Source organism: Mycetocola sp. (assembly GCF_046716805.1).
Taxonomy (GTDB): Bacteria; Actinomycetota; Actinomycetes; order Actinomycetales; family Microbacteriaceae; genus Mycetocola_A.
In genome coordinates, this window is record NZ_JBKJWH010000012.1 from 1 (window position 1) to 22,271 (window position 22,271).

Sequence of the window (22,271 nt, forward strand, 5' to 3'; positions counted from 1 at the left end):
CAGCATACTGACCGATTGCCGAATTTGGCGGGAGCATCCGTGACCACTTTCGATGCTCGCTGCGCTTCAGTCGGTTCGCTCCTTCCAGCGATCCGAAAGGTCGACGCCCCCTCCAGCGACCGGTAGAGGCGACACTGGAGGCATGACGAACTTCGAGAAGGTGTCGGCGCGGCGATCCACAATCGACGAATGGTCTCAAGCGCTTGCCGAATCTATTGGCTCCCCCGGTGGTGGTGCTGCGTCGGGTGTGATGCTCGCCATCGCCTACGGCCTGACCTCGATGGTCGCCGGCTACACGCAGGTTGAGGGTGGCCTCGAGCGTGAGTGCGTCGAGCTTCGCCAGCGAGCAGGTGCCGGACGGGAGACCGCTCTTCGGCTGGCCGATCGGGATGCCGCGGCGTCAAAGTCTTTCGGCAGCGCGTTCCGGCTGGAGCGCGGCAAGCAGCGGGAGGATGCCATCCGGGATGCCTCCGTCGAAGCGGCCCGCGCCTCCGCCGCCCTGGGCAAACAGGGAACGGAGGCGGTCGCCGACCTGGAGTGGCTGGAGCGGCACGGCAACCCCGCGCTCGTCGCCGATGTCGCGGTTGCCTGCGGGTCGCTTCGGGCTGCGATCGCCGGCGCCCGCACCAACGTGAGCTTCGATCTGGGCTCACTCACTTCGAGCGGCGAGTCGCTCGCGGACGTGCGCGAGCGGCATCCGGTGCTCTGGGAAACGGTCCAGGAACTGGATGTCGTCCTCGGCCGCATCGACCGGCTGTCGGGTGAGATTGAAGGACGCGCCACACCGGCGGGTTGATTGCTCGTTCGTCGCATGTGCCGTGCTATACCTACACAGGGGGTAGTGGACGAGGGACGACGGGTCTCGACGGACGCCTTCGATATTGAGAGGCGTCAGCATGGCCCGGTCCCCGAAATTCACCCGCCTGATAACGGCATCCGCCGCGCTGGCCTCGGCCGGCCTCCTGCTGGTCTCAGCACCTGCCCATGCCGCGACCGTCCTCGACGGGCCGGTCGGCCTCGGCAGTGCAGCGAATTTCGGGGTGCTGAGCGCCTCTACCGTGACGAACACCGGGGACAGCGTCATCAGAGGCGACGTCGGGGTCAGCCCGGGAACGGCGATCGTCGGGTTCCCGCCCGGAATCGCTAACGGTGTGATCCACTCGGCCGACGCGGAAGCGGCACAGGCGCAAAGTGACCTGGCCACTGCCTACAACGTCGCGGCCAGCCTCACCCCCACCTCGACCGGGCACGGCGAACTCGCCGGCCTGTCGCTGACACCCGGCGTCTACTCGGGTGGTGAACTGTCGCTCAACGGCGAGCTCACCCTGGCGGGTTCTGCGAACTCGGTTTGGGTGTTCCAGGCCGCCAGCACCCTCAAAGCAGGATCAAGCTCGCGAATCACCCTGACCGGTGGGGCTAGCGCCTGCAACGTGTTCTGGCAGGTCGGAAGCTCGGCAACGCTCGGCAGCGATTCCGAGTTCGTCGGCACAGTGATGGCGAATGCGTCGATCACCGCTGTCACCGGTGCGGACATCGCCGGCCGACTGCTGGCGGACACGGGCGCGGTGACCCTGGACTCGAACACGATCACAGCCCCGACCGGATGCGACACGGGCAGCACCGAGGTGTCGACCAGCCCCACGATCACGCCGTCCGCTCCCCCGGCGGCCGCGCCTGTCGTGGCCGCGCCCGTGGTGAGCCCGCCGGCGGTGTCGCCGGTAATTCCCACCGCTCCTGTTGTTCCCGCGGCTCCGGTGGTTCCGGCAGACGCGACGGAAGCCTCGGGCGACCGGGTGCTTGCCAGGACAGGCGCCGAGCCGAACTTCACGTTGCTCGCCGTCGGTTCCCTTCTCGTCGCGCTCGGCGGCCTCGTTGTGTTGCTGAAGCGCCGGCACGGGGTGCACTCGTAACCATTGGCAGTGAGCGGGCAGCGACCTCCCTGTGGGTAGGTCGCTGTCCGCCTCCAGCGAACGGAAGGTCAGCCGGCGGCTGCGGTACCGCCAGGAGCGGCGACCACCGTCACCTCCGTGGAGACCTTCTTGCCGTTGACGGTCAGCTTCAGTACCGCGGTTCCAGTCGCCACCGCGGTCAGCTGCTTCGTCGCCGGGTTGAACCGCAGCACCGAGGCCGGCCCTTCCTTCTCTCGACCGCCGTCGATGACCACCCGGGCACCAGACCAGTCGGCGCTCATCGGCCACTGCACGGGAACCTCGCGCCCTTCGTCCTGCAGGATGCTCGCGTCGATGGACAGCGTTTCGCCCACCGTCATCACGGCCGGCGCCTCGAGTCGCACCTCGTCGACGCGCGGCTTCGTCTCAGCCCTCAACCATTCGGTGCGGTCAACAACCGTCGCCGGCGTTGAGCCGACGACGCCAGCCTTCGGGTCGATGCCGAGCATCGTCCAGCCGGTGAAACCACCCGTCTCAGGGGTGCCAGACGGGCCCTTACCCGAGTTGCCGTTGATGATGCTCGACACGCCATCGAAACTCGTCGCGTGGAACACCCCCACGTGGGCGTTCACGGTGGCGATCGACTTGCCCGAGTCGGCTCGGAAGGCAGCGAGCGTCGCTTCGAGTTCCTCGGCCTCATACCGGTCGCTGAGCTGGCTGGCCTTCGACGGCAGCGGGTCGTTCGCCGGGTGGTGCGCGAAGACGATCACCCCGGTGATGCCGCTGTCCTTCTCCGCTTCGGCGAGCGCGTCCTCAAGCATCCGCAGCTGTGCGCTGTCGGACCGCCCAAGCGAGCCGTTTGCCGAGTTGAGCGTGACTACGAGCGTCGAGCCGAGTCGCTTCGTCTGTGTGGTGTCCCCGAACTCCGCCTCGAAGTTGGCGATCGCGCCGCCCATCACCTCGTGGTTGCCGGGCACGTAGATCCACGGGATCGTGTCGCCCACCTCTTCATCGAGCACGGTGCGCGCGAGATCGAAATCCGCGACGGATGCTTCGTCGACGAGGTCCCCGTTGATCACGAGCAGGTCAGGCTCCTCAGCCACAATCTCCTGCAGGGTGCGCCGGGCGGCCTGCACGATGGCGCTGTCCGGGTTCCGGGCGACGAATTGCGCGTCGCTCATCACGGCGATGCGCTGCTTGCGGTTCTTCACGGTCCCGTCGGTGACGATGACGTCGTCATAAACGACGGATGCCGCCGGCTGCTCCACGTCGGGAGCGACGATCGTCGAGATTCCCGCGATGGTGACCTCACCGTGGTATGACGCCGCCGACCGGGTTTCCATCATCCGGATTCGTTCGAGCTTCAGCGGGTACGCGGTACCGGCAGGCACCGTGAAGGTGACCTCTTTCCAGCCGGTCCAGCCGACGAGAGCACCGTCGAGGTTGGTGGTGACACCGTTGCCGGTCTTCACCTGCAGCCGGGGCCAGGCGCCGTTCCCGTCGCCGTGGATCCACATCGTGAGAGCCTGCGGTTGCCCGGCGAGCGTGATCGGTGCCGGGGCGATGGCGTAATAGCCACGGGTGGCCGTCGAGGTGGTGAAGTCGTAGTTGAGTTTCATGGCCGGCTCACCGTTCGGTCCGGTCGCGGCGGTTGTCGTGCCGGTAGCCCGGGCGGCGGCTGAGGTCCACGAGGCCAGGTCGCTGAGGTCGGTGACCGGCTCGTAGCGATAGCCGATGGTCACCGCGATCTCGACACTCTGACCGCCTGCCTCAACGGTGATCGTCGCCGAACCTGATTCGACGTTCGGGGTGACGAGAAAACTGTCAACACCGCTCGGCGCGACAGTGATGTCGCTGCCGGAGGTCACCGTGAGGTCTGAGGTTTCGATCGGCGCACGGAAGCCGTCACCGTCGAGTCCGGCAATGCTGAGAACCGCGGACGAGCCCGGTTCGGCGAGGGAGATGACCGTTCGGGATGCCTGCAGCCGCGCCAGGTCGCCCAGCACGTGCAGCTCGGTAGCCGCGGTCTTGCCCTCCGCACTGAACGAGACCTCCGTTCTGCCCGGTTTCACACCGGTGACACGCGCGCTCGCGTCGCCGACCTGCTCAACCGTGACGCCGTCGTTACTTGCTGCGAACTCACCGGCGACGTCCATGCCCGCGTAGTTGGCGTCGAGACCTGTTCCGGTGACGGTGCGCGACAGACCGGGGAACACGGCATCCGCTTCGTCGTTCGTGGATGCGGTGGAGATTGCGACGTCAGCCAGGACGGCTGCCGGGGCGGACGAGAAGAACGCAAGGCTGTTGGCCACCACGCGCTCGGTGCCGTCCGACGGCCGGTTCACCAGGGTGGGAGCGTCGGTGCCTGGGGCACGCGCGACAAGCGTGGTCGAGCCGCCGCCGTCGAGATTCACCGCGTTGTGGGCGCCGAGGTCGAGCAGAAGCCGGCCGAGTTCCTGCACGGTCATGCCGCGGGCGTCGCCGGCGCGGCCTTCGATCGATGCAACGTAGACGACGGTGCCGTCCTTGCTGACACCGACGGCGGTGCGAGCAGCTTCGACCTGGTCGTCCTTGGTTTGCGCACCGTCGACGAGGAGTCGCTGGGATCCGCTCACGGCGAGGTCGACGTCGGCCGTCGTGCCGACGGTGACGTCGACGGCCTGGCCGACGGTCAACGCGGCAATGCGGGCCGCAGCAGCTTCGCGACCGACCAGCACAGCGCTACCGCTCGGGATGGCGGTGGCTGCGGTGACGAGTGCTGTGGCCGCTGCCGGGTCGGATGTGACGGATGTCACGACCCCGTCAGTGACCGTCGCGATCGCGAAGGTCCTGGTCATGGCTGCCGGGCCGCCGAGGACGCGCGAGAGCGGGTGGCTGCCCCAGAGCGGTGTGTAGTAACCGATGGCGTCTCTCGGTACGTTCGGGGCGTTGACCGAGGGAATGTCAACGGTGTCACCGTCGATTGTGGCGGTGGCGGCGGACGCGATCTGCTGAATGGCAGCGACCCCGTCGGCCATCGTGAGCGCCGGTCGGTTGGAGTCCGTGGCGTTGAGCACACCGCGCGTCGAGGACACGTTCGTGCTGACCGGGGCGCCCGAGGCGTTCATGTCGAAGTAGTCGCCGTTGACGGCGGCTACCGCACCGGTGCCTTCGACCTGGGCACTCACCGTTGCGCCGCCGGAGACGGTGCCGCTGTCGAGAACATCCATGCTCAACGTCGGGGTGTCGAGGTCAGCGACCATCACGTGCCCGGTAACCCAGCCCTGCGGCTGCAGTCGCTTGAAGGAGGTGAGATCGAGCCCGGGCGCGATTGCCGTCGTGTCTGCACTGAGCAGCGAGGAGTTCTCACCGCTGAGGTTGAGTCCGCCGGTGTCTTCCGCAGCGCTTGCCGGCGCGATCGGGGCGGTGTTGGCGACGGTGCCTCCGAGGAGGAGACCGGCGGTGAGCGACAGAGCGAGCCAACGGGCAGGCCGTCGTTTCAGCTCCTGTCGGACTTGTGATGGCGGTTGAACGGCAGATGGGGACCCGAGCACGGTGGACCTTCCAGGCTTCGAAGCGGCACCCCTTGCAGGCGCCATCGACGACCCTAGGGATGCCAGATGTCCCCCAAACGACCGGATGGTGAACGGCTGGTCGCCGCGTGCTGGGCGGCCCGATAGCCGTGAGTCAGCCCGCGCCGCTGACGAACCAGTCCAGGACGCGCAACGCACGGAGGGTGATCCAGCGGCTCGGCTCGCCCTGCTTCTCCATCTCGAAGTGCACCTTGCCCGGATGCGGGTTCTCCAGAAGCCAGCGACCGTCGGGGCCTCGCTTGTTCTCGACGAGGTCGATGGCCTCATCGAGGCGCGGATCCGGCGCGAGCGCGGCAGCCCGGAAGTAGTCGAGACCTCTCAGCGCGTCGTAGTACCACCGGTTGGGAAAGGAGAAGAGCGTCCATGCGGGGTCGGCCAACTCACCCGTCGACAGGCGGCGGAGCATCCGTCGTTCGAGGAGGTACTCCTCTGCGCGCTTTCGTGCCGCCGTCACCTCAGCCGATGGTCCCGTGGATTTCTCGTGCTGGAGCAGCCCTTCGAGCACGCAGATCGTGGTGTGGAACGAGGAGCGGGTTGAGCCGATCTCGATGTCGCAGTTCCAACCTCCGTCATCGAGCTGCTCGTCGAGGAGCCGGTCGACGATGCCCTGCACATCCTCGCCGAAGTAGTTGCCGATCGCCGCCGCCATACCGTTGACGCAGGGCTCGATCTCGCCGTCGAAGTAGCGTTGGCCGGCGTGATCCCAGATGACGTTGTCGCGCACGCGGGCGATCGCCGTGCGGGCTTCGGCGCTGGCTGGGTCGAGGCCTAATTCGCGGAGCACGACCAGCGTGTGGTGAGTGGCCGTCCAGGGCTGCCCGGGAGCATCCGGGTCGCGCCGTTCCGCCGGGTCGTAGACGCCGCCATCCCACAGACCACTCGGCTCCTGCAGGGCGAGAAGCCGCGCACCCCAGCCGTCGGTCGCGACTCTGGCTCGCTCGGCGGCGACGACCTTGTGAGGTTCGTCGAGGAGGTCCCGCATCACCTGCCAGCGGATCGCCGGGTCGGAGTCGAGCAGCCAGTCGGTGACGGTCATGCGGGGCAGCTTAGGGCTGCGGGGCTAGATGCGTGAAGGGGTTCCGCTGCAACTCCATGCATAAGTATGGAATAGACCGCGTAGCCTGAGGTTGGACAGAGTGGCGGTCCGACGTCGGACCGCCTGAATCAACGAACTGCAGGATTCGATCCCGCGCAGGAGGAGACATCATGGGTAACTTCGAAGGCAAGACGGCACTGGTCACGGGAGGCGGCTCGGGGCTCGGTGAGGCGATCAGCAAGGACCTCGCCAGAAACGGCGTCAATGTGGTCGTTGTCGACATCGACATGGATGGCGCCAACCGGGTGGTCGACGAGATCACCGCAGCGGGCGGAACCGCCGTGTCGTTCAAAGCCAACACCATGGTCGCCGACGAGAGCAAGAAGGCCGTCGACTTCGCCGTCGAGACCTACGGTGCCCTGAACTATGCGGTCAACAACGCGGGCATCGGCGGCGCGAGCACCCCCACCGGCGAAATCGACATCGCCGACTGGGACCGCGTTATCGGCATCAACCTGAGCGGCGTGCTCTACGGCATGCGCTACCAGATCCCGGAGATCCTCAAGGCCGGAGCCGCCGAAGGCGCGATCGTCAACATGGCATCGATCCACGGCACAGTCGCTGCTCTGGGCAGCTCCGCCTACACCGCCTCCAAGCACGCGGTGGTCGGTCTCACCAAGAATGCCGCTGCCGAATATGGCGCACAGGGCCTGCGCATCAACGCGATCGGCCCCGGCTACATCGAGACCCCGCTGCTGAAGACCGCTGCACCCGAGATTCTCAACGGCCTGGAGGCCAAGCACCCCCTCGGCCGACTCGGCCGGCCCGAGGAGATCGCCAACGTGACGACCTTCCTCCTGTCGGACAAGGCCAGCTTCATGACCGGTTCGTACGTGATGGTCGACGGCGGCTACACCACGATCTAGATCTGACGCACTGAGCGTTCGAACGGGCACCGGATGGCGACATCCGGTGCCCTTGTCGTTGTTCCTGGGCTGTCGTCCCGCGCGAAATGCGCCGCCCCGCGACCCGACGCCGGAGTCCCTGTTTGCAACTTCGGAGAAATCTGGTGGCGCAGCGCGCTCAGGGCAAAAGTGCCCGTTCTCGCGGAAATCTCCGAAGTTGCGTCACCAGCCCCCGGCCGTCCGTGACCCGGGCTCAGCTCAGGGCGATGATCAGGCAGAGTCCCGCGAGCACGAGGCAGACCGGAGTCATCACGTTGCGTTCCGGTTTGCTCCGCGAGATGCCGTTCATGAGGATGCCCAGCGAGAAGTAGGCGGTCAGGACCCAGATACCGACCTGCGCGACGGCATCCGGGAGTATGTCGGAGAGTCCGGCGCGCTCGAGGATGAAAATCGCGAACACGGCGTAAAGCAGAATCGACACTGCGCTGCCGACGCGGAGGTTGCGCGGCAGCACCTCGTGCTGGCCGCCCCACGCGAACCGGCCGTAGGGGCGCCCGGCGATGAGGGCTGCCTGGAGCACGGCGAGCGCAGCAAGGATGAGGCAGGCGAGGATCGCCGCAGCGGTGGTCATGGTTGAACCCTAGCGGCTCGTCCGCCCGCGAGGTGCTGACCTTGCAGTGGTCGCGTCAGGACCGCCGCAAAGTCAGCAACTGGCGGGAAGAATTACTTCACCAGCTCGGACTGCTTCTTCTCGGCCGCGTGCTTGCGGGCACGAGCCAGGAGGTTCGGCCCGAAGGCGAAGAACACCGCCGCGATGAGGATGGTCACCGAGATCGGGCTCTGGAGCACGATCGCGAAGCTGCCCTCACCGAGAGCCGAGGTCTGCACGAGCGCCTTCTCGAACAGCGGGCCGAGCACCAGGCCGAGCACGAGGGGCGCGACCGGCAGGTCGAGCTCCTTCATCACGTAGCCGATGAGCCCGAAGATCAGCACGAGCACAACACTGAACATGTTGTTGCTCACCGAGTAGGCACCGATGAAGCTCGTGAGCAGGATGATCGGGTACAGGTAGCCGTACGGGATCCGCAGCATCTGTGCGAACACCGGCGCGAGCGGCAGGTTCAGCACGAGCAGCAGCACGTTCCCGATGAAGAACGACACCAGCAGGCCCCAGACCAGGGCGGGCTGCGTCTCGAACAGCAGAGGACCGGGCTGCAGGCCGTAGATGGTGAACGCACCGAGGAGCACGGCGGTCGTTCCTCCACCCGGGATGCCCAGCGCCAGCGTCGGCACGAAGTTCGCGTTCGCCGCCGCGTTGTTGGCGGCCTCGGGAGCGGCGACACCCTCGATGGCGCCCTTGCCGAACTCGTGCTTGTTCTTCGACACCCGCTTCTCGATGCCGTAGGCCATGAACGACGCGAGGGTGGAACCGGCACCAGGCAGGATGCCGAGCAGGAAGCCGATACCGCTCCCCCGGAGAATCGGGGCAGCACTGCGCTTGAGCTCCGACCTGGTGATGACCATGTCCTTGAAACGCGTGCGGATCGGCGCCGCTGCACCTATGCGGATCTGGTGAAGGACCTCACCGACGGCGAACAGACCGATCATCACCTCGACGAACGGGATGCCGCCGAGCATGTCGACATTGCCGAACGTGAACCGTGCCTGGCTGAAGCCGGTGGCGACGCCGACGGTGGAGATGAGCAGACCGAGGGCCGCCATCATCAGACCGCGCTTGAGCGACCCGCCCGCGAAGCTGACGACGATCACCAGGCCGAGGATCATGATCGCGAGGTTCTCGACCGGGCCGAAGTTGAGCGCCAGGTCCGCGAGCGGCGGCGCGAGCGCCATCAGCAGAGCGAGCGAGATGATGGCGGCGATGAACGAGCCGATCGCACTGATGGCGAGAGCCGAACCGGCCCGGCCCTTGCGTGCCATCTGGTAGCCGTCGAGCGTGGTCACGACGGATGCTGCTTCACCGGGCGTTGAGATGAGCACCGACGTGATCGTTCCGCCGTACTGGGCGCCGTAATAGATTCCGGCGAGCATGATGAGCGCGGTGACCGGCTCGAGCGTCAGGGTGAGCGGGATCAGGATTGCGACACCGGTGGTGGAGCCGAGACCGGGCATGAGCCCGATGATGGTGCCCATCAGGACACCGATGAAGCACCAGAGGATGTTCTCCAGCGTCAGAGCGGTCTGAAAACCGAGGATGAGGTTGTCGATCATGGCTTAGAAGATTCCAAGAAGGCCCTGGGGCAGCGGCACACGCAGCAGCACTCCGAAGACAAGGTAGGCCACCCCAAGTGCGACGACCGCAACGAGGAGGGAAGGAAGGAGCTTGCGCTTCTCGACGAAGACGGCGGTGACGACGAGCAGCACGCCGAAAGCGAGGATGAAGCCGATGAGCGACACGAGGAGAAGAGTGGCGATCAGGATGCCGATGACCGCGACGAGCTGCAGGTTGCGCTGCTTCTGGTTGCGTCCGAAAATGTCGACGTCTGGCACGACCGCTTCGGCCTCGAGCTCGGCAGCGGACTCGTCGTCGAGGAGGAGTTCCCGTTCGTCGGCGAGGTGTTTCTTGGCACGCATCCGCGACGCGACGTCGCTGATGGCGAAGAGTGCCACCAGAGCGCCGGCCATCACCGGGAGAAAGCCCGGACCGATCCGGCCTTCTTCACCGAAGGCGCCGTAGCTGAGGCCGCCGAGAACGGCGGCTACGCCGACGGCCGCCAGGACCGCGGTGAACGCGATCCCGGCGACCTTGAGTCGTGCAGATTCCACTAGCCCAGTGCTTTCTCGAGCGATTCGTAGTTGCCGTCGAGGTACTGGGCGAAGTCGTCGCCGTAGACCGCGTTGGCCTGCATCACGTTCTCTTCGATGTACTTGGCGTATGCGTCGGACTTTTCGAACTTCTCGGCCTGAGCGATCCAGTATTCCTTGGCCTCGTCCGAGATTCCGCCGGGGGCGATGAAACCGCGGAACTGCGCGAACGACACGTCGATGCCCTGCTCCTTGGCGGTGGGGATCTCAGCGAGCTGCTCGTACTCGTAGCGCTCGTCCGAGAACGCGCACAGAGCCTTGAGGTCACCGGCTTCGAGCTGGCCGAGCACCTCACCCGGGTTCAGCGAGGCGATGTCGATGGTGCCACCGAGCAGTGCGGCGAGAACTTCGCTGCCCGACTCGAACGGAACACGGTCGAACTTGACGTCCATCTCGGCCTCGACGAGCTTGAAGACGATCTCGTCGAGGCTCGTGGCGCCGGAGACAGCAGCGACGACGCGATCCTTCCTGGCGGCATCCACGACCTCGTCGCAGGTTTCGTACGGCGAGTCCGGTGCGACCACGAGGAGGGTGTAGTCGTCGCCGAGCTTCATGATCGGCGTGAAGTCGGTGTACTCGAACTCGACGTCCTGGGTCAGAGGCAGAGCGAGCAGAGCGGTTTCAGCGGCGAGGAGGTAGTTGTCCTTGCCCTCCTGCGCGAGGAAGTGCGAGTAGCCGATGGCACCCGATCCACCTTCGCGGTTCTCGGTGCTGATGTTGATGCCGCCGACCTCTTCGAGCCCTGCCGCGATGGCACGGCCGCTCAGGTCGCTTCCTCCGCCGGCCGAGAACGGAACGATCATGCGCGAGTCAGCGCTGGGCTTGAACTCGCCTTCGGCCGCTGACTTTCCTTCGGCAGCTGACGCGCTGCATCCGGTCAGTGCCAGCAGGGCGATCCCTGCGACGGCGACCGCTTTGACGGTGGTTGACACCATTGTCTATCTCCTTTGATTTCATACCAATGTGATTGAGGTACAAGTGACGGCCGAGAGGCTGCAATCAAAGATCCTATCGGATCTACGAATACAGTGCGCTTTCTTTTTCGGCCGACACCTGATCGTTACGATGGCGAGCGGATGCTTCGTCCAGCACCGCCGCGAAACGGGCGGCGTCGTGGGCGAAACGGCCGAGGAACAGGCCGTCGGCGGTGGGGAGCCGGTCGAGCAGGCCTGGACCGGCGCTCCCGCCATAGATCAGCGGCGGCACTGCGTCGCCGAGGGCGCCGAGCGCCGCACGAAGCCCGCTGAGAACGTCGGTGACGTACCCCGGGTCGGCGGGCTCCTGGGCGCCGATCGCCCAGACCGGTTCGTAGGCGACCCAAACGGATGCCAGCTTCGCGGCATCCGACCGGATCGCGCTCTGGACCTGGCCGAGGCAGAACTCCACGGCCGATCCGGGATCGGTCCGTTCCGGTTCGCCGACACAGAGAAGGGTACGCAGCCCGGCGGCATCCGCGGCGTCGACTTTGCGGGCGATGACCTCGTCCGTCTCACCGAAGTGTTCGCGCGGCTCGGCATGACCGATTTCGACCAGCGTGACGCCCATCTCGGCGAGCAGCGCGGCGGAGACTTCACCCGTGAGTGCGCCGCTCCCCCAGCTGACCGTCTGCGCACCGACCAGGACACCGCGGGGGGCGAGCCGGTCGAGCGCAGCAGGAAGCAACGGAAACGACGGGATCACATACGTCACGACGCCGGCGTCGGTGAGGCCGGGCCGGGCATCGAGCTCGGCGGCGAGCCGGTCGAGCCAGTCGACGGTCTGCGCATAGCCGAGATACATTTTCGTGCTCGCGCCGATGTAGACGGCGGTTGCGGTCATGCGGCGGCGATCTTCCGGCGGGCGATGCCGACAGCCAGGTCGAACGCGTGCTCGGTGGCCCCGGTGTTCGCGATGCCCTTGCCGACGATGTCGAAGGCGGTGCCGTGCGCCGGAGTGGCGATTGCGACGGGGAGACCACCCTGGATGGTCACGCCGGCGTCGAAGCCGATGAGCTTCATGGCGATCTGACCCTGGTCGTGGTACATCGTGACGATGCCGTCGAACTCGTGACGCTTGGCCGCGAAGATCGTGTCGGAGGGGAACGGACCCTGAGCGTCGATGCCGAGCTCGGTGGCACGCAGAACGCCCGGGCCGATCTCGTCGATCTCTTCGCGACCGAAGTTGCCGTTTTCTCCGCCGTGCGGGTTGAGGGCGCAGACGCCGATCCGCGGAGCAGCGTTGCCAGCCGCCTTGAGGGTCTCGTCGAGCAGCTGGATCGCCGCGGTGACGGCGGGGGCCTTGATGAAACCGGCCACCTCGGACAGCGGGATGTGCGAGGTGACCCGCGCGGTGGTGAGGCCCTCGAGCACGTTGAGCTCGCTGGTGACACCGGAGTGGCCGAGAGCCTGGGCGAACCAGCGCAGCTCGTCTTCGTGGTTCATGCCGGCCAGTTTGAGGCTGGTCTTGTTGAGCGGAGTGAAGACGATGGCGTCGATCTTGCCGTCGTTTGCGAGGTCCAGGGCGCGGGTCAGCTGGTGCATCACGCGAGCCCCGGCCTCGGGGCTGACCTGCTGCACGGGGATCGGAGTCGTCGGAGCGGTGTCATCGTCGAGCAGAACAGCGAAACCCGGGGTGGGCTCGTCGCTCAGCGGCACCTCGACACCGGCGGTGCGGGCCGCCTCGTCGAGCTCGGACCGGTCGGCGAGTACGTAGACCTCCGCGTCGGCGAGAGTCGACGGGCGGGCGAGAAGTTTCGCGGCGAGCTCGGGACCGACACCGGCCGGGTCACCCATGACGAGGGCGATGCGCGGGCGGCGTGCTGCGGTCTGGGTGTCGTTCATCGGTTGGTTCCTTCGTAGCGGCAGATGGCATCCACTTTTTCAGCGGAAGAGGAGGTGGGGTCGAACGTGTAGCCGAGCCATTCCCCCACCAGGCGGCGGGCGAGCTCGAGGCCGATGACGCGCTGGCCCATCGTAAGCACCTGGGCGTTGTTACTGAGAATCGCGCGTTCGACGGAGTAGCTGTCGTGGGCGGTGACGGCACGGATGCCATCGACCTTGTTGGCGGCGATCGCGACTCCGAGTCCGGTGCCGCAGAAGAGCAGCGCACGGTCGGCATCGCCGGCAGCGACGACCCGGGCCGCGTCGACGGCGACGTGCGGGTACGCGGTATGGCCCTCGGCTCCGACGCCGACATCGGTGACGGATGCGACGCGCGGGTCCTTCTCGAGGTCCGCCTTCAGCGCTTCCTTGTAGGCGTAACCGGCGTCATCGCTGCCGATGACGATGCGAAGCAGCTCGCTCATGAGTTGTCCTTGTCTGTGGTTCCGTTGGTCGTTGCGGATGCCAGGTGGGCGCCGATCGAGGTGACGATGCGGGCGAGAGAGATCGCACCGGCATCCGGGTGTCCGAGGCTCTTCTCGGCGAGGGGGCGGGCACGGCCCAGTCGCGGTCGCAGCTCCGCCGTTCCGATCGCTGCGGCGGTCGAAGCGGATGCCGCGTCGGTCCAGGCGGCGCCGAGGTCGGCTCCCTTGCTCACGGCTTCGTCGAGCGTCTCGACGAAGGGAACGAGTGCGTCAACGAGGGTTTTGTCGCCGACCTGCGCTTTACCCAGGTTCTGGACGGCGTCCAGAGCGGCGCGAACGGCGCGGGCAACAGCCGGGGCGTCGAGGGAGGACTCGGCGGCGAGCTGGGTGCCGGCGCCGGTCAACGCGATGCCCCAAAGGGCGCCGGAGGTTCCGCCGCCGTGCTCCGACCAGCCTTCGCCGGCTTCGGCGAGCAGCCGGATCACTCCGCCGTTCTCGGCGACGACCTGCTCGCCGGCGGCGAGGGCGCCAGTCGCACCGCGGGCCATGCCGATGCCGTGGTCGCCGTCACCGGCGATGGCGTCGATCAGACCGAACTCCTCTTCGCCGTCGAGCACGGTCTGGTGCACGACGCGGAGGAGCTCAAGTGCTGTTGCCGCGGCCGCGCGCTGCTCAGCTGTCGCGTTCTCGGGGGCTGAGCTGACGGCATCCGTCACTGTGTCGATCGCGGTGTCGCGCGCGGCGGTGATCGCGCCCTTGCGGTAGGCGGGGCTGTCGGCCGGGGCATTCCAGAGCTGCTCGAGTTCGTCGTCGACCCAGAACAGGGTCAGCGAGATGCCCGACATGTCGAGGCTGGTGACGAGCTCGCCGCACTCGGGGGCGACGATCTCGACGCCCGCCTGCTTCAGTTCGTCGGTGACGGCGGCGAAGACGGTGAAGAGTTCGTCGTACTTGACGGTGCCGAGCCCGTTGAGGATCACGACGGCGCGGCCGCCCGCCGCCTCGACGCCGGCCGGCAGTTCGCCGAGGAGTCGGCCGACAAGCAGCTTCGCCAGGTCGACGGCGGTGGGGATCGGCGCTTCGTCGATGCCGGGTTCGCCGTGGATGCCGAGGCCGATCGCCATGACACCCTCGGGCACGGTGAAGAGGGGCTCGGCGGCGCCGGGGAGCACGCAGCCGCTGAAGGCGACGCCGAGCGAGCGGGTGCGATCGTTGGCGCGCTGGGCGAGGCGTTCGACCTCGTCGAGGGTCGCGCCTGCTTCAGCCGCCGCTCCCGCGATCTTGAAGACGGTGAGGTCGCCGGCGATGCCGCGGCGCTTCTCGACCTGATCGGCGGGGGCGCTGGCGATGTCGTCGGTGACGGCGAGTGAGCGCACGTCGAAGCCTTCACCGCGCAGGCGCTGCTCGGCGAGGCCGAACTGGAGCACGTCGCCGGCGTAGTTGCCGAAGGTGAGGAACACGCCCGCACCGCGTTCGACAGCCTTGGCGACGCGGTAGACCTGGCCGGATGCCGGAGACGCGAAGATGTTGCCGCAGACGGCGCCGGCGGCGAGGCCGGGGCCGACGAGTCCGGCGAACGCCGGGTAGTGCCCGGAGCCACCGCCGACGACGACGGCGACACGGCCGTTCGGGATGACGGTGGAACGAACCACTCCCCCGTCGACGCGGCGGACGTAGCGTTCGTTCGCCGCGACGAAACCGGTGATGGCGGCATCCGCGAAGGTGGTGGCATCCGTGATCAGCTGGGTCATGAGAGGACTCCCATCGTTGTCGCTTCTGCGGGGGCTGCGGCCGGCTGCGCCTGCGGCAGCAGGGTTCGGAGGTACTGCATGTTCATGGCGCTGACACCGAGGCCGTCTCCGCCGTAGTGCTCGCAGGTGAAGACACCCGAGAAGCCGAGCGTGAGGGCTTCGCGAATCGCCTCGCGGTAGTTGATGAAGCCGAGGGCGAGCGGGGCGGGGATCGAGATGATGGAGCCGGTGGCGGGATCCTCGTCGCGGTAGTAGTTCTTGACCTGCCAGTAGTTCGTGTACGGGAGGGTCTTCGCCAGGATTTCGCGCCAGTCCTCGATCGGTCGGTGCAGTCGGACCAGGTTGCCGATGTCGGGGTCGAGGCCGACGTTCGGCAGGTCGATGTCCTCGATCATGCGGACGGCACTGTCGGCGGTGCCGAGGTAGGTGTCCTCGTAGAGCTCCAGCGAGACGATCATGCCGTTCTCTGCGGCATGGCGACCGATGTCGCGGAACCGCTCGACGGCCAGGGCCCAGGTGGCGGGGTCGTCGACGGGGTCTTCTGCGCCGGGGGCGTTCCAGAACCACAGCTGTTTCTGCTGTGCTTCGGTGAACGGACGGTGGAGGCCGAGCGACAGGACCTCGACACCGACGGATGCCGCGGCGTCGATCGTGCGGTGCGTGTAGGCCAGGTTGTCGACGCCGGTCGCGGGGTCGATGATGCTGCGGCGGGTGATCGAGAGGGCGGGGACGCGGAGCCCCGACTCGAGGACCATCAGCTCGAAGGCGCGGAGGCGCTCTCTGTCCAGGTCGCCGATCCGGAGCCAGTTGTCCGTCAGGTCGACGTGCTCAAAACCGACGGATGCGACCTCACGGAAGGTCTTCAGCCACTCCTCCGGCTGAGCGTGCTGAACCCTCGGGTCAGCGAACTGGTGAAGAGCGGCCGCGATGGGCCAGGTCTCTCGTGAGTGGGGCATACAACACCTCGTCGTGTGGCGGCGGGAGTACCGTGGCTGTCATCCTGTTTCCTATTGGTTTCACGATATTGGGCCGTGTGTCAAGTTCCCGCTGCATCCACACACTGCCTCTGGCACCCGAGGACGCGCGCTCGACAGGAGGAATTCGCTGGGACGCACACTCAACCGGGCCGATTGAGCCATTCTTCGGCGCGTCACCTGTTGGGCAGCGAAACCTCGGGGCAGGTACGGGAAGGGCCGGCGAGCCGTTGCCGGTCAGGAGAGCTGGGTTTTGTCCGCGATCGCGCGCTGCTTAACGCCCTCGATGTGGGCCGCCATCTGCCAGCGGGCGGCGGCGGCATCCCCTGCCGTAAAGGCGTCGAGGATGGTGGCGTGCTCGGCGATCGCATGATCGGCGTCGCTCACGCCCAGGCCGCCGAAGAGCCGGAAGCGCTGCACGTGCCCACCCAGGGCCGTGTACGCGGAGAGCAGGAAGCGGTTCTCGGCACCTTCGGCGATGAGGCGGTGGAAGCGCTCGTCGGCCTCCCAGTACGGCTTGATGGTGCCGGTGCTCGGATCCTTCGGAGAGTTGCGGAGGTCATCGATCGACTGCGCCAGTTCTGAGATGAGACTCTCCGAGTTGGCGGTGCAGGCGCGGAAAGCATTCTCCGGCTCGAGGAGGGCGCGGGCTTCCATGAGTTCCCGGACCTCGTCGACCGAGAAAAGGGGTGCAACGCGGTAGCCCTTGAGAGCGGCACGGACGACGAGCCCCGTGGACTCGAGCCGGGCGAGCGCTTCACGGATCGGCGTCTGCGAGATTTCCATGCTGCGGGCGAGGGCGTCGATGTTGAGCGGTTCGTCGGCTTCGAGCCGGCCGTCGACGAGCGCAACCATGAGTTCGTCGTAGACGTGGTCGGCGAGCACCTGGCGCGAGGCCACGGCGCGAATAGAAGATCCTATAGCCATGCACACACCTTAGTTCCCCGAGCGGGGGCGGGCGAGCGCCGTGCCGCGCCTGCGGAACAACGCGGCTCCGCTTAGCCCGCGACCGTCACGACGGCGGGCAGGCTTTCCCAGCCGCCGGCATCCGTGCGTGAGAGCAGCACCATGGTGGCGTTCGCGATTCCGCCGATGTCTTCACCGGTGAGCGCGAACACGGTGGCGCGGATGAAAGCGCCATGCGACACCAGGATGAGGTTGCCCGGATGCCTGTCGACTAGTTCGTCGACGACACGGGCGCCCCGGCGCCGAACATCCTCGACAGGTTCGGCGTCGGGGAAGACCCGGTCCGCCCACTTGGCCGAGATGTCGTCGGCGGTCGCACCGTCGGCCTGCCCGAAGCTGCGCTCGATCAGGTCGTCGACGGTTCCGGCGAATGGGATACCCGCGCCGGCGCTGATCTCGAGCGCCGTCGCTGAGGCACGGGAGAGCGGTGAGCTGAGCACGAAGGACCAGTCCTCGGGCGAGAAGCTTCCGGCGAGCACTCGCGCCTGCTCGACCCCGGTTTCGTTCAGCGGGATGTCGGCACGGCCCTGCAGGCGTCGGCGAAGGTTCCAGTCGGTTTCACCGTGGCGCACGAGGGCTATTGTCGTCATGGTTCCACCGTAGCTGAGGCACTCCTGAGGGATGCCTGTACTCGCCCCGGGCTCCGCTCCGGCGGCCTTCGCAACTCGGGAGCATTCCTCAGCGAGTCCCGGCCTCTGCCCCTCGCCACCGTCGGTGCATCCGCGTAGCGTGAATGGTCACGCAGTGAACTCAACGAGGAGGATCTCATGGCCGAGCTCTCACCAATCCAACCCTGTCTGTGGTTCGACGATCAGGCACGCGAAGCCATGGAGTACTACGTGGACGTGTTCCCGAACTCCCAGATCTCGTCGATCGACGAATACCCGGACGAATCGTTGGACGAACACTTCGTCGGGATGTCGGGCAAGGTGCTGAACGGGCAGTTCACACTGAACGGCGTCGACTTCGTCTGCCTCGATGGCGGGCCGCCGTTCACCTTCAACGAGTCGATCTCGTTCGTCGTCGCCTGCGACGACCAGAACGAGATCGACCGGTACTGGTCACAGCTTTCGCACGTGCCCGAGTCGGAGCGGTGCGGCTGGTGCAAGGACCGGTTCGGTATCAGCTGGCAGATCATCCCGGCGAACATGGGCGAGCTCACCCGTCGGCCCGAGCAGATGCAGGTGATGATGCAGCAGAAGAAGATCGTGATCGCGGAACTCGAGAACGCCTGACCACGCGACATCCGCACCGAAATGGCAGTTACGCACTCAAACGGAGCCAGAGTCTTCGTTTTGCGTGCGCAAATGCCATCTCGCGGACGGAGCAGGGCTAGGCGTCCTGCGGCACCCGCACCGTCAGCCCGCCGGGCTTGATCTGGATCTTCACCGCCTGCGCGGTGCCCATTCCGTCGCCGTCGAGTTCGATCTCCTCAGCGCGACTGAGCCGCATGGTCAGCGAAGTGCCCTTGACGTAATTGAGCGCCTTGACATCCTTCTTCGGCAGCTTGCGGCCCAGCTTCGTGCGGTGCAGCACGCCGTTCTCCCACAAAATCTTGAACGTGATCTGCATCCAGTGGAACGGGTTCTCCGGCCGAAGAATCAGGATGTCGAACTTGCCGTCGTCCACCGCGGCATCCGGTAGCAGCATCACGTTGGCCTGCAGCGAGCCGCAGTTGCCGACGATGATGGTGTGCGCGCGCACCGACTTCGTCTTGTGCGCGTCGAGTTGGTAGCGCACCCGCAGCTCGTTCTTGTCGGTGAGCGCCTTGAAGATCGCGCCGACGTACGCCAGCCAGCCGACCTTCGCCTTCAAATCCTCGTCGGTGTTCGCGAGCATCTTGGCGTCCAGCCCCAGCCCGGCCATGACCAGGAAGACGTGATTGGTGAGCGACTGGTCACCGTGACGGATGTCGATGAGGCCGAGGTCGACATCCCGGTCCTTGCCCGAGAACGCTGAGTGGATGGAGTGCTCGAGGTCGTCGAGGGTGAGGTCGAGGTTGCGGGCGAGGAGGTTGCCCGTGCCGGACGGCAGGAGCGCAAGCCTCGCCTCGGTGTTGTGGATGGCTTCCGCTGCGGCACGGACGGTGCCGTCACCTCCGGCCACGATCACCATGTCGGCACCGGCTTCGACCGCTTTCTTGGTGACACCCTGGCCCGGGTCCTCGACGGAGGTCTCGAAGTAGAGGGTCTCCCCCCAGCCGGCGGCCTCCTGCTCGGCGGCGACAACAGCTTTGATGGCGTCGAGGTCAACCTTGATCGGGTTGTAGATCACCGCGGCGATGGAGGTTCGGGATGCCACGGACGCCTCAGGCGCCTGGGATGCGGTCGAATCAGTCATGGGTCCAGCTTCCTGTACTTTCGGGCATCTGTGAAGCAAGAGACCTCATGCGTCCCGGTGGACCGTCCAGACGAATCGAGGCGGTCCACCGTTCCGTTGACGCTGGGTTCGTCTCCCGTCGCTTCCGGGAAAGCTTATTGAGCACCCGGTAGCGTGCCTAAACAACGGCAGAGCCTTGACTTCCCAGCGAATCGACCGGAGCATCCCAGCTGAACTCGTGGGTCAGCGGCGGAAGTTTCTCAGCGTCGTCTCGAACAGTCCCTTCACCGGGCGCTGCTGCTCGCCCTGCTGGGCTCCGAGCACGATCATCACCAGGGTGAGGGCGGGAGTGACCCACTGCAGCACTTTCTGCACCCGCTGGGCCGTCTTCAGACCCTCGGAGGCGTTGGGCGCCGGCTCCGTGATTCCTTCCGCTCCCTCACTGGAACGGTCGTCGATGATCTTGCCGAGCACGCCCGAGACCACCGTTGTTGCGCCGGCAGCGATCGTGACGCCGAGCTTCACCGCCGTGTTGGTGCGGCTCTCGGCCTGGTTCTTGAGGCGCTCCTTGTTGCTGACGATGAGACCGGCTCCACCGATCCCGTGGATGATGATCGCGACGAGTTCGACCGGCAACCACCTCCACCAGCCGATGGACGCGAGCTTGAGTCCTTCCGCGGATGAACGGGCCTGCGCGGCGGCGCCGTTGAGTCCGACGGCGCCCATCAGGGACCCTCCGAACCAGGCGGCAAGGCCGGCGTCGTGCATGCTTCGGACAATTGTGTTGCGACTGGGCATGACAGTCCTTCCTTAAACGGTGAATGTTGAAGGAAACTTACGCCCGGATGTTCCGGCGAGGCAGGGACTTGACAGCTCTGCTGAGTCAGCGAACCGGGCCGAGCGCTCCCGCCGACTCCTGCAGGTAGCAGACACCGCACAGCGACTCGTAGGTCACTTCGACGCCATCGATCGCGACCTGGTCGCCGTCAAAAATGAACCGGTCACCGAGGCGGCGCCCGTTGAACAGCGCCTTGCGACCGCAACGGCAGATCGTCTTGAGCTCCTCGAGGGTGTGCGCGATCTCGAGCAGACGCCGGCTGCCCGGGAATGCCACCGTCTGAAAATCGCTGCGGATGCCGTACGCCAGCACAGGGATCCCCTCGAGCAGGGCGATACGCAGCAGGTCGTTCACCTGTGCGTCGGTGAGGAATTGGGCCTCGTCGAGCAGAAGACAGCTGATGTCTGCGCCGTTCCTGGCGAGGGCGGCAGCACGGTGGTGCAGAAAAAGGGCGTAGGCGTCGGCATCCGGTTCGATGATGAAATCCACGGGGCGGATCACACCGAGCCGGCTTTCGATGCTCGACTCAGCCTTCGTATCCACGGCCGGTTTGGCCAGCAGAACGTGGTGGCCGCGCTCTTCGTAGTTGAACGCCGCCTGCAGGAGGGCCGTGCTCTTGCCGGAGTTCATCGCGCCGTAGCGGAAGTAGAGTTTTGCCACGGATTGAGTTTAGTAGCGGCTATGAGACGGCGCTGTCGTCCCAGTTCGCCGTGGTGCGCTCGGATGGTCGGCCATAGGCGTCCTCGGTGGGCTGGTCGAGGGCGACGCGGTACGCGTGCTCCAGTTCCCGCCCGGCGGTCGCCCAGGTCAGCTGCTGGGCGTGGGAGAGCGCCGACGTCCGGAGGAATCGGCGCACCTTCTCCTGCTCGTAGAGCAGGTCGATGTGCCCGGCGAGCGTGTCGGTGTCACCGGCCTCATGGAGAAGCCCGTTCACCCCGTGCTCGATCATGCCGCCGCTCGCCGTTGACGCCAGCGGGATCACCCCGGCACCCTGTGCCTCGTAGGTGGCGAGGGCGCTGCCCTCTTCGACGCTGGGCAGGAGCAGCGCGTCGGCCTTGGCGTACACGGCACCGGGTTTCTCTGTCGGCCCGTAGAGGGTGATCGACGGGTGCGCGAGGAACGGCCGCAACACCTCTCGGTAGTCCTCGTCGAAGGTGCCGTAGATCAGCAGACGCCCCGTCTCGCTGGCCCGCGACGCGAGCCAGGCCTTGAGCGCATAGTGGAGTCCTTTGCGGGGCACGCACCGGCCGAGGAAGAGAGCGGTGAACGGATGCTCTTTCTCACGGACCTGCACGCGGATCTCCGCCGGGTCGAACCCGTACTGGTGCCGGATGAGGCGGGAAGGATCATAGCCGCGCGCCAGGAACGAGTTCGCGACGGCATCCGATGGCACCAGGAGAGCGGTTGCCGCAGCGTACTCGCGTTCCTCGAGTTCGATGCGGTCGCCGTCACCGAACTTCAACCATACGGGCGGGATCTGCAGGCCGAGGAGGGCGTACTCGCGGCTGACGGCGGTGCAGGCCTGGGCGAAGTGCGTGCCAGGGGCCTCACGGAGGCCGACGACGCCGAGGCGCTCCGCGAGTTCAAGGGTCCGTGCGGCCGCGAGCGGCCAGGCGTGGACGACGTCGAACCGGCCGGTGGCGAGCACCCGGCGTGCGCGCCAGTCGTGCCACGCGTACGCACGAGCACGGCCGATGCTGCGCTCAGGGATGCGACGCCCGCCGAAATCGAGGGAGCGGACGATCGAACGGATGCCGACGACCGCGCGGGCGACGCTCGCCACGACGAGTGTGACATCGTGCCCAAGCCGGACGAGCTGGTTGACCTGATGCCAGGCGATCGCTCCCGGACCGGGACTCCCGATCGCTCCGGGAAAACTGTACAAAATCCTCAGCGACGCGGATCTCGCGTCCAT

21 protein-coding genes are annotated in these 22,271 nt (G+C 66.6%); 4 read left to right on the plus strand and 17 right to left on the minus strand.

All coding sequences use genetic code 11. From position 1 onward, the window contains the following. Window positions 1-142 precede the first annotated feature (142 nt). Together ACLQ62_RS00830 and ACLQ62_RS00835 are read left to right on the plus strand one after the other, a co-directional pair. Window positions 143-796, plus strand: a complete 654-nt coding sequence (locus ACLQ62_RS00830; RefSeq protein WP_411719761.1) for a cyclodeaminase/cyclohydrolase family protein — start codon at window positions 143-145, stop codon at window positions 794-796. A 100-nt stretch (window positions 797-896) separates the two neighbouring features. Next, window positions 897-1,910 carry an ice-binding family protein gene (locus ACLQ62_RS00835; protein ID WP_411719762.1) on the plus strand — a complete coding sequence of 338 codons (1,014 nt, stop codon included), beginning with the start codon at window positions 897-899 and terminating at the stop codon, window positions 1,908-1,910. 68 nt (window positions 1,911-1,978) lie between these two features. On the opposite strand, the gene ACLQ62_RS00840 is transcribed toward ACLQ62_RS00835, so the two are convergent. Together ACLQ62_RS00840 and ACLQ62_RS00845 are read right to left on the minus strand one after the other, a co-directional pair. After that, on the minus strand, window positions 1,979-5,422 hold the full coding sequence (locus ACLQ62_RS00840; RefSeq protein ID WP_411719763.1) for a phosphodiester glycosidase family protein: 3,444 nt from the start codon (window positions 5,420-5,422) through the stop codon (window positions 1,979-1,981). A gap of 133 nt (window positions 5,423-5,555) precedes the next feature. After that, a complete protein-coding gene (locus ACLQ62_RS00845; RefSeq protein ID WP_411719764.1) occupies window positions 5,556-6,497 on the minus strand; it encodes a hypothetical protein in 942 nt (313 codons plus the stop codon). 170 nt (window positions 6,498-6,667) lie between these two features. Between ACLQ62_RS00845 and ACLQ62_RS00850 the strand changes: the two genes are divergently transcribed. Beyond that, window positions 6,668-7,423, plus strand: a complete 756-nt coding sequence (locus ACLQ62_RS00850; RefSeq protein WP_411719765.1) for an SDR family NAD(P)-dependent oxidoreductase — start codon at window positions 6,668-6,670, stop codon at window positions 7,421-7,423. Between the two features lie 232 nt (window positions 7,424-7,655). Here the strand turns inward: ACLQ62_RS00850 and ACLQ62_RS00855 are convergent, their stop codons facing one another. The 11 genes from ACLQ62_RS00855 to ACLQ62_RS00905 form a co-directional block, all read right to left on the minus strand. Beyond that, the gene (locus ACLQ62_RS00855; RefSeq protein ID WP_411719766.1) at window positions 7,656-8,033 is read right to left on the minus strand and encodes a hypothetical protein; all 378 of its coding nucleotides are present in this window, start codon (window positions 8,031-8,033) and stop codon (window positions 7,656-7,658) included. Window positions 8,034-8,125: 92 nt separating this feature from the next. After that, window positions 8,126-9,631 (minus strand): tripartite tricarboxylate transporter permease, encoded by a 1,506-nt coding sequence (locus tag ACLQ62_RS00860; protein WP_411719767.1) that lies wholly within the window; start codon window positions 9,629-9,631, stop codon window positions 8,126-8,128. Window positions 9,632-9,634: 3 nt separating this feature from the next. After that, window positions 9,635-10,186 (minus strand): tripartite tricarboxylate transporter TctB family protein, encoded by a 552-nt coding sequence (locus tag ACLQ62_RS00865; protein ID WP_411719768.1) that lies wholly within the window; start codon window positions 10,184-10,186, stop codon window positions 9,635-9,637. Then, the gene (locus ACLQ62_RS00870; protein ID WP_411719769.1) at window positions 10,186-11,160 is read right to left on the minus strand and encodes a tripartite tricarboxylate transporter substrate binding protein; all 975 of its coding nucleotides are present in this window, start codon (window positions 11,158-11,160) and stop codon (window positions 10,186-10,188) included. The genes ACLQ62_RS00865 and ACLQ62_RS00870 overlap by 1 nt, the downstream gene beginning before the upstream one ends. A gap of 82 nt (window positions 11,161-11,242) precedes the next feature. Then, window positions 11,243-12,043, minus strand: a complete 801-nt coding sequence (locus tag ACLQ62_RS00875; RefSeq protein ID WP_411719770.1) for a triose-phosphate isomerase family protein — start codon at window positions 12,041-12,043, stop codon at window positions 11,243-11,245. Continuing rightward, complete coding sequence (locus ACLQ62_RS00880) at window positions 12,040-13,044, minus strand: 4-hydroxythreonine-4-phosphate dehydrogenase PdxA (protein ID WP_411719771.1); 1,005 nt, start codon at window positions 13,042-13,044, stop codon at window positions 12,040-12,042. The genes ACLQ62_RS00875 and ACLQ62_RS00880 overlap by 4 nt, the downstream gene beginning before the upstream one ends. Then, window positions 13,041-13,508, minus strand: coding sequence for a ribose-5-phosphate isomerase (locus tag ACLQ62_RS00885; protein WP_411719772.1), 468 nt, complete (start codon window positions 13,506-13,508; stop codon window positions 13,041-13,043). Before ACLQ62_RS00885 ends, ACLQ62_RS00880 begins: the two co-directional genes overlap by 4 nt. Further along, window positions 13,505-15,259, minus strand: a complete 1,755-nt coding sequence (locus ACLQ62_RS00890) for a dihydroxyacetone kinase family protein (RefSeq protein ID WP_411719773.1) — start codon at window positions 15,257-15,259, stop codon at window positions 13,505-13,507. The genes ACLQ62_RS00885 and ACLQ62_RS00890 overlap by 4 nt, the downstream gene beginning before the upstream one ends. Then, entirely contained in the window at window positions 15,256-16,215 is a 960-nt protein-coding gene (locus tag ACLQ62_RS00895) for a sugar phosphate isomerase/epimerase family protein (protein WP_411719774.1), read from the minus strand. The genes ACLQ62_RS00890 and ACLQ62_RS00895 overlap by 4 nt, the downstream gene beginning before the upstream one ends. 255 nt (window positions 16,216-16,470) lie before the next feature. Then, complete coding sequence (locus ACLQ62_RS00900) at window positions 16,471-17,160, minus strand: GntR family transcriptional regulator (RefSeq protein ID WP_411719775.1); 690 nt, start codon at window positions 17,158-17,160, stop codon at window positions 16,471-16,473. A 71-nt stretch (window positions 17,161-17,231) separates the two neighbouring features. Next, a complete protein-coding gene (locus ACLQ62_RS00905) occupies window positions 17,232-17,789 on the minus strand; it encodes a histidine phosphatase family protein (RefSeq protein ID WP_411719776.1) in 558 nt (185 codons plus the stop codon). A 177-nt stretch (window positions 17,790-17,966) separates the two neighbouring features. Here ACLQ62_RS00905 and ACLQ62_RS00910 point away from each other — a divergent pair, with 177 nt between their 5' ends. Beyond that, window positions 17,967-18,434 carry a VOC family protein gene (locus ACLQ62_RS00910; protein ID WP_411719777.1) on the plus strand — a complete coding sequence of 156 codons (468 nt, stop codon included), beginning with the start codon at window positions 17,967-17,969 and terminating at the stop codon, window positions 18,432-18,434. Window positions 18,435-18,531: 97 nt separating this feature from the next. On the opposite strand, the gene ACLQ62_RS00915 is transcribed toward ACLQ62_RS00910, so the two are convergent. The 4 genes from ACLQ62_RS00915 to ACLQ62_RS00930 all read right to left on the minus strand — a co-directional run bounded on the left by ACLQ62_RS00915 (window position 18,532) and on the right by ACLQ62_RS00930 (window position 22,271). After that, window positions 18,532-19,539, minus strand: coding sequence for a diacylglycerol/lipid kinase family protein (locus tag ACLQ62_RS00915; protein WP_411719778.1), 1,008 nt, complete (start codon window positions 19,537-19,539; stop codon window positions 18,532-18,534). 222 nt (window positions 19,540-19,761) lie between these two features. Then, a complete protein-coding gene (locus tag ACLQ62_RS00920) occupies window positions 19,762-20,316 on the minus strand; it encodes a hypothetical protein (RefSeq protein ID WP_411719779.1) in 555 nt (184 codons plus the stop codon). A gap of 85 nt (window positions 20,317-20,401) precedes the next feature. After that, entirely contained in the window at window positions 20,402-21,016 is a 615-nt protein-coding gene (locus ACLQ62_RS00925; RefSeq protein ID WP_411719780.1) for a thymidine kinase, read from the minus strand. A 19-nt stretch (window positions 21,017-21,035) separates the two neighbouring features. Continuing rightward, window positions 21,036-22,271 (minus strand): glycosyltransferase family 4 protein, encoded by a 1,236-nt coding sequence (locus tag ACLQ62_RS00930; protein WP_411719781.1) that lies wholly within the window; start codon window positions 22,269-22,271, stop codon window positions 21,036-21,038.

Bases quoted from the DNA above. Each gene is read 5' to 3' on its own strand.
- ACLQ62_RS00830 (WP_411719761.1), top strand. From the start codon at position 143: ATGACGAACTTCGAGAAGGTGTCGGCGCGGCGATCCACAATCGACGAA.
- ACLQ62_RS00835 (WP_411719762.1), top strand. From the start codon at position 897: ATGGCCCGGTCCCCGAAATTCACCCGCCTGATAACGGCATCCGCCGCG.
- ACLQ62_RS00845 (WP_411719764.1), bottom strand. From the start codon at position 6,497: ATGACCGTCACCGACTGGCTGCTCGACTCCGACCCGGCGATCCGCTGG.
- ACLQ62_RS00850 (WP_411719765.1), top strand. From the start codon at position 6,668: ATGGGTAACTTCGAAGGCAAGACGGCACTGGTCACGGGAGGCGGCTCG.
- ACLQ62_RS00855 (WP_411719766.1), bottom strand. From the start codon at position 8,033: ATGACCACCGCTGCGGCGATCCTCGCCTGCCTCATCCTTGCTGCGCTC.
- ACLQ62_RS00860 (WP_411719767.1), bottom strand. From the start codon at position 9,631: ATGATCGACAACCTCATCCTCGGTTTTCAGACCGCTCTGACGCTGGAG.
- ACLQ62_RS00870 (WP_411719769.1), bottom strand. From the start codon at position 11,160: ATGGTGTCAACCACCGTCAAAGCGGTCGCCGTCGCAGGGATCGCCCTG.
- ACLQ62_RS00875 (WP_411719770.1), bottom strand. From the start codon at position 12,043: ATGACCGCAACCGCCGTCTACATCGGCGCGAGCACGAAAATGTATCTC.
- ACLQ62_RS00880 (WP_411719771.1), bottom strand. From the start codon at position 13,044: ATGAACGACACCCAGACCGCAGCACGCCGCCCGCGCATCGCCCTCGTC.
- ACLQ62_RS00885 (WP_411719772.1), bottom strand. From the start codon at position 13,508: ATGAGCGAGCTGCTTCGCATCGTCATCGGCAGCGATGACGCCGGTTAC.
- ACLQ62_RS00890 (WP_411719773.1), bottom strand. From the start codon at position 15,259: ATGACCCAGCTGATCACGGATGCCACCACCTTCGCGGATGCCGCCATC.
- ACLQ62_RS00895 (WP_411719774.1), bottom strand. From the start codon at position 16,215: ATGCCCCACTCACGAGAGACCTGGCCCATCGCGGCCGCTCTTCACCAG.
- ACLQ62_RS00900 (WP_411719775.1), bottom strand. From the start codon at position 17,160: ATGGCTATAGGATCTTCTATTCGCGCCGTGGCCTCGCGCCAGGTGCTC.
- ACLQ62_RS00905 (WP_411719776.1), bottom strand. From the start codon at position 17,789: ATGACGACAATAGCCCTCGTGCGCCACGGTGAAACCGACTGGAACCTT.
- ACLQ62_RS00910 (WP_411719777.1), top strand. From the start codon at position 17,967: ATGGCCGAGCTCTCACCAATCCAACCCTGTCTGTGGTTCGACGATCAG.
- ACLQ62_RS00915 (WP_411719778.1), bottom strand. From the start codon at position 19,539: ATGACTGATTCGACCGCATCCCAGGCGCCTGAGGCGTCCGTGGCATCC.
- ACLQ62_RS00920 (WP_411719779.1), bottom strand. From the start codon at position 20,316: ATGCCCAGTCGCAACACAATTGTCCGAAGCATGCACGACGCCGGCCTT.
- ACLQ62_RS00930 (WP_411719781.1), bottom strand. From the start codon at position 22,271: ATGGACGCGAGATCCGCGTCGCTGAGGATTTTGTACAGTTTTCCCGGA.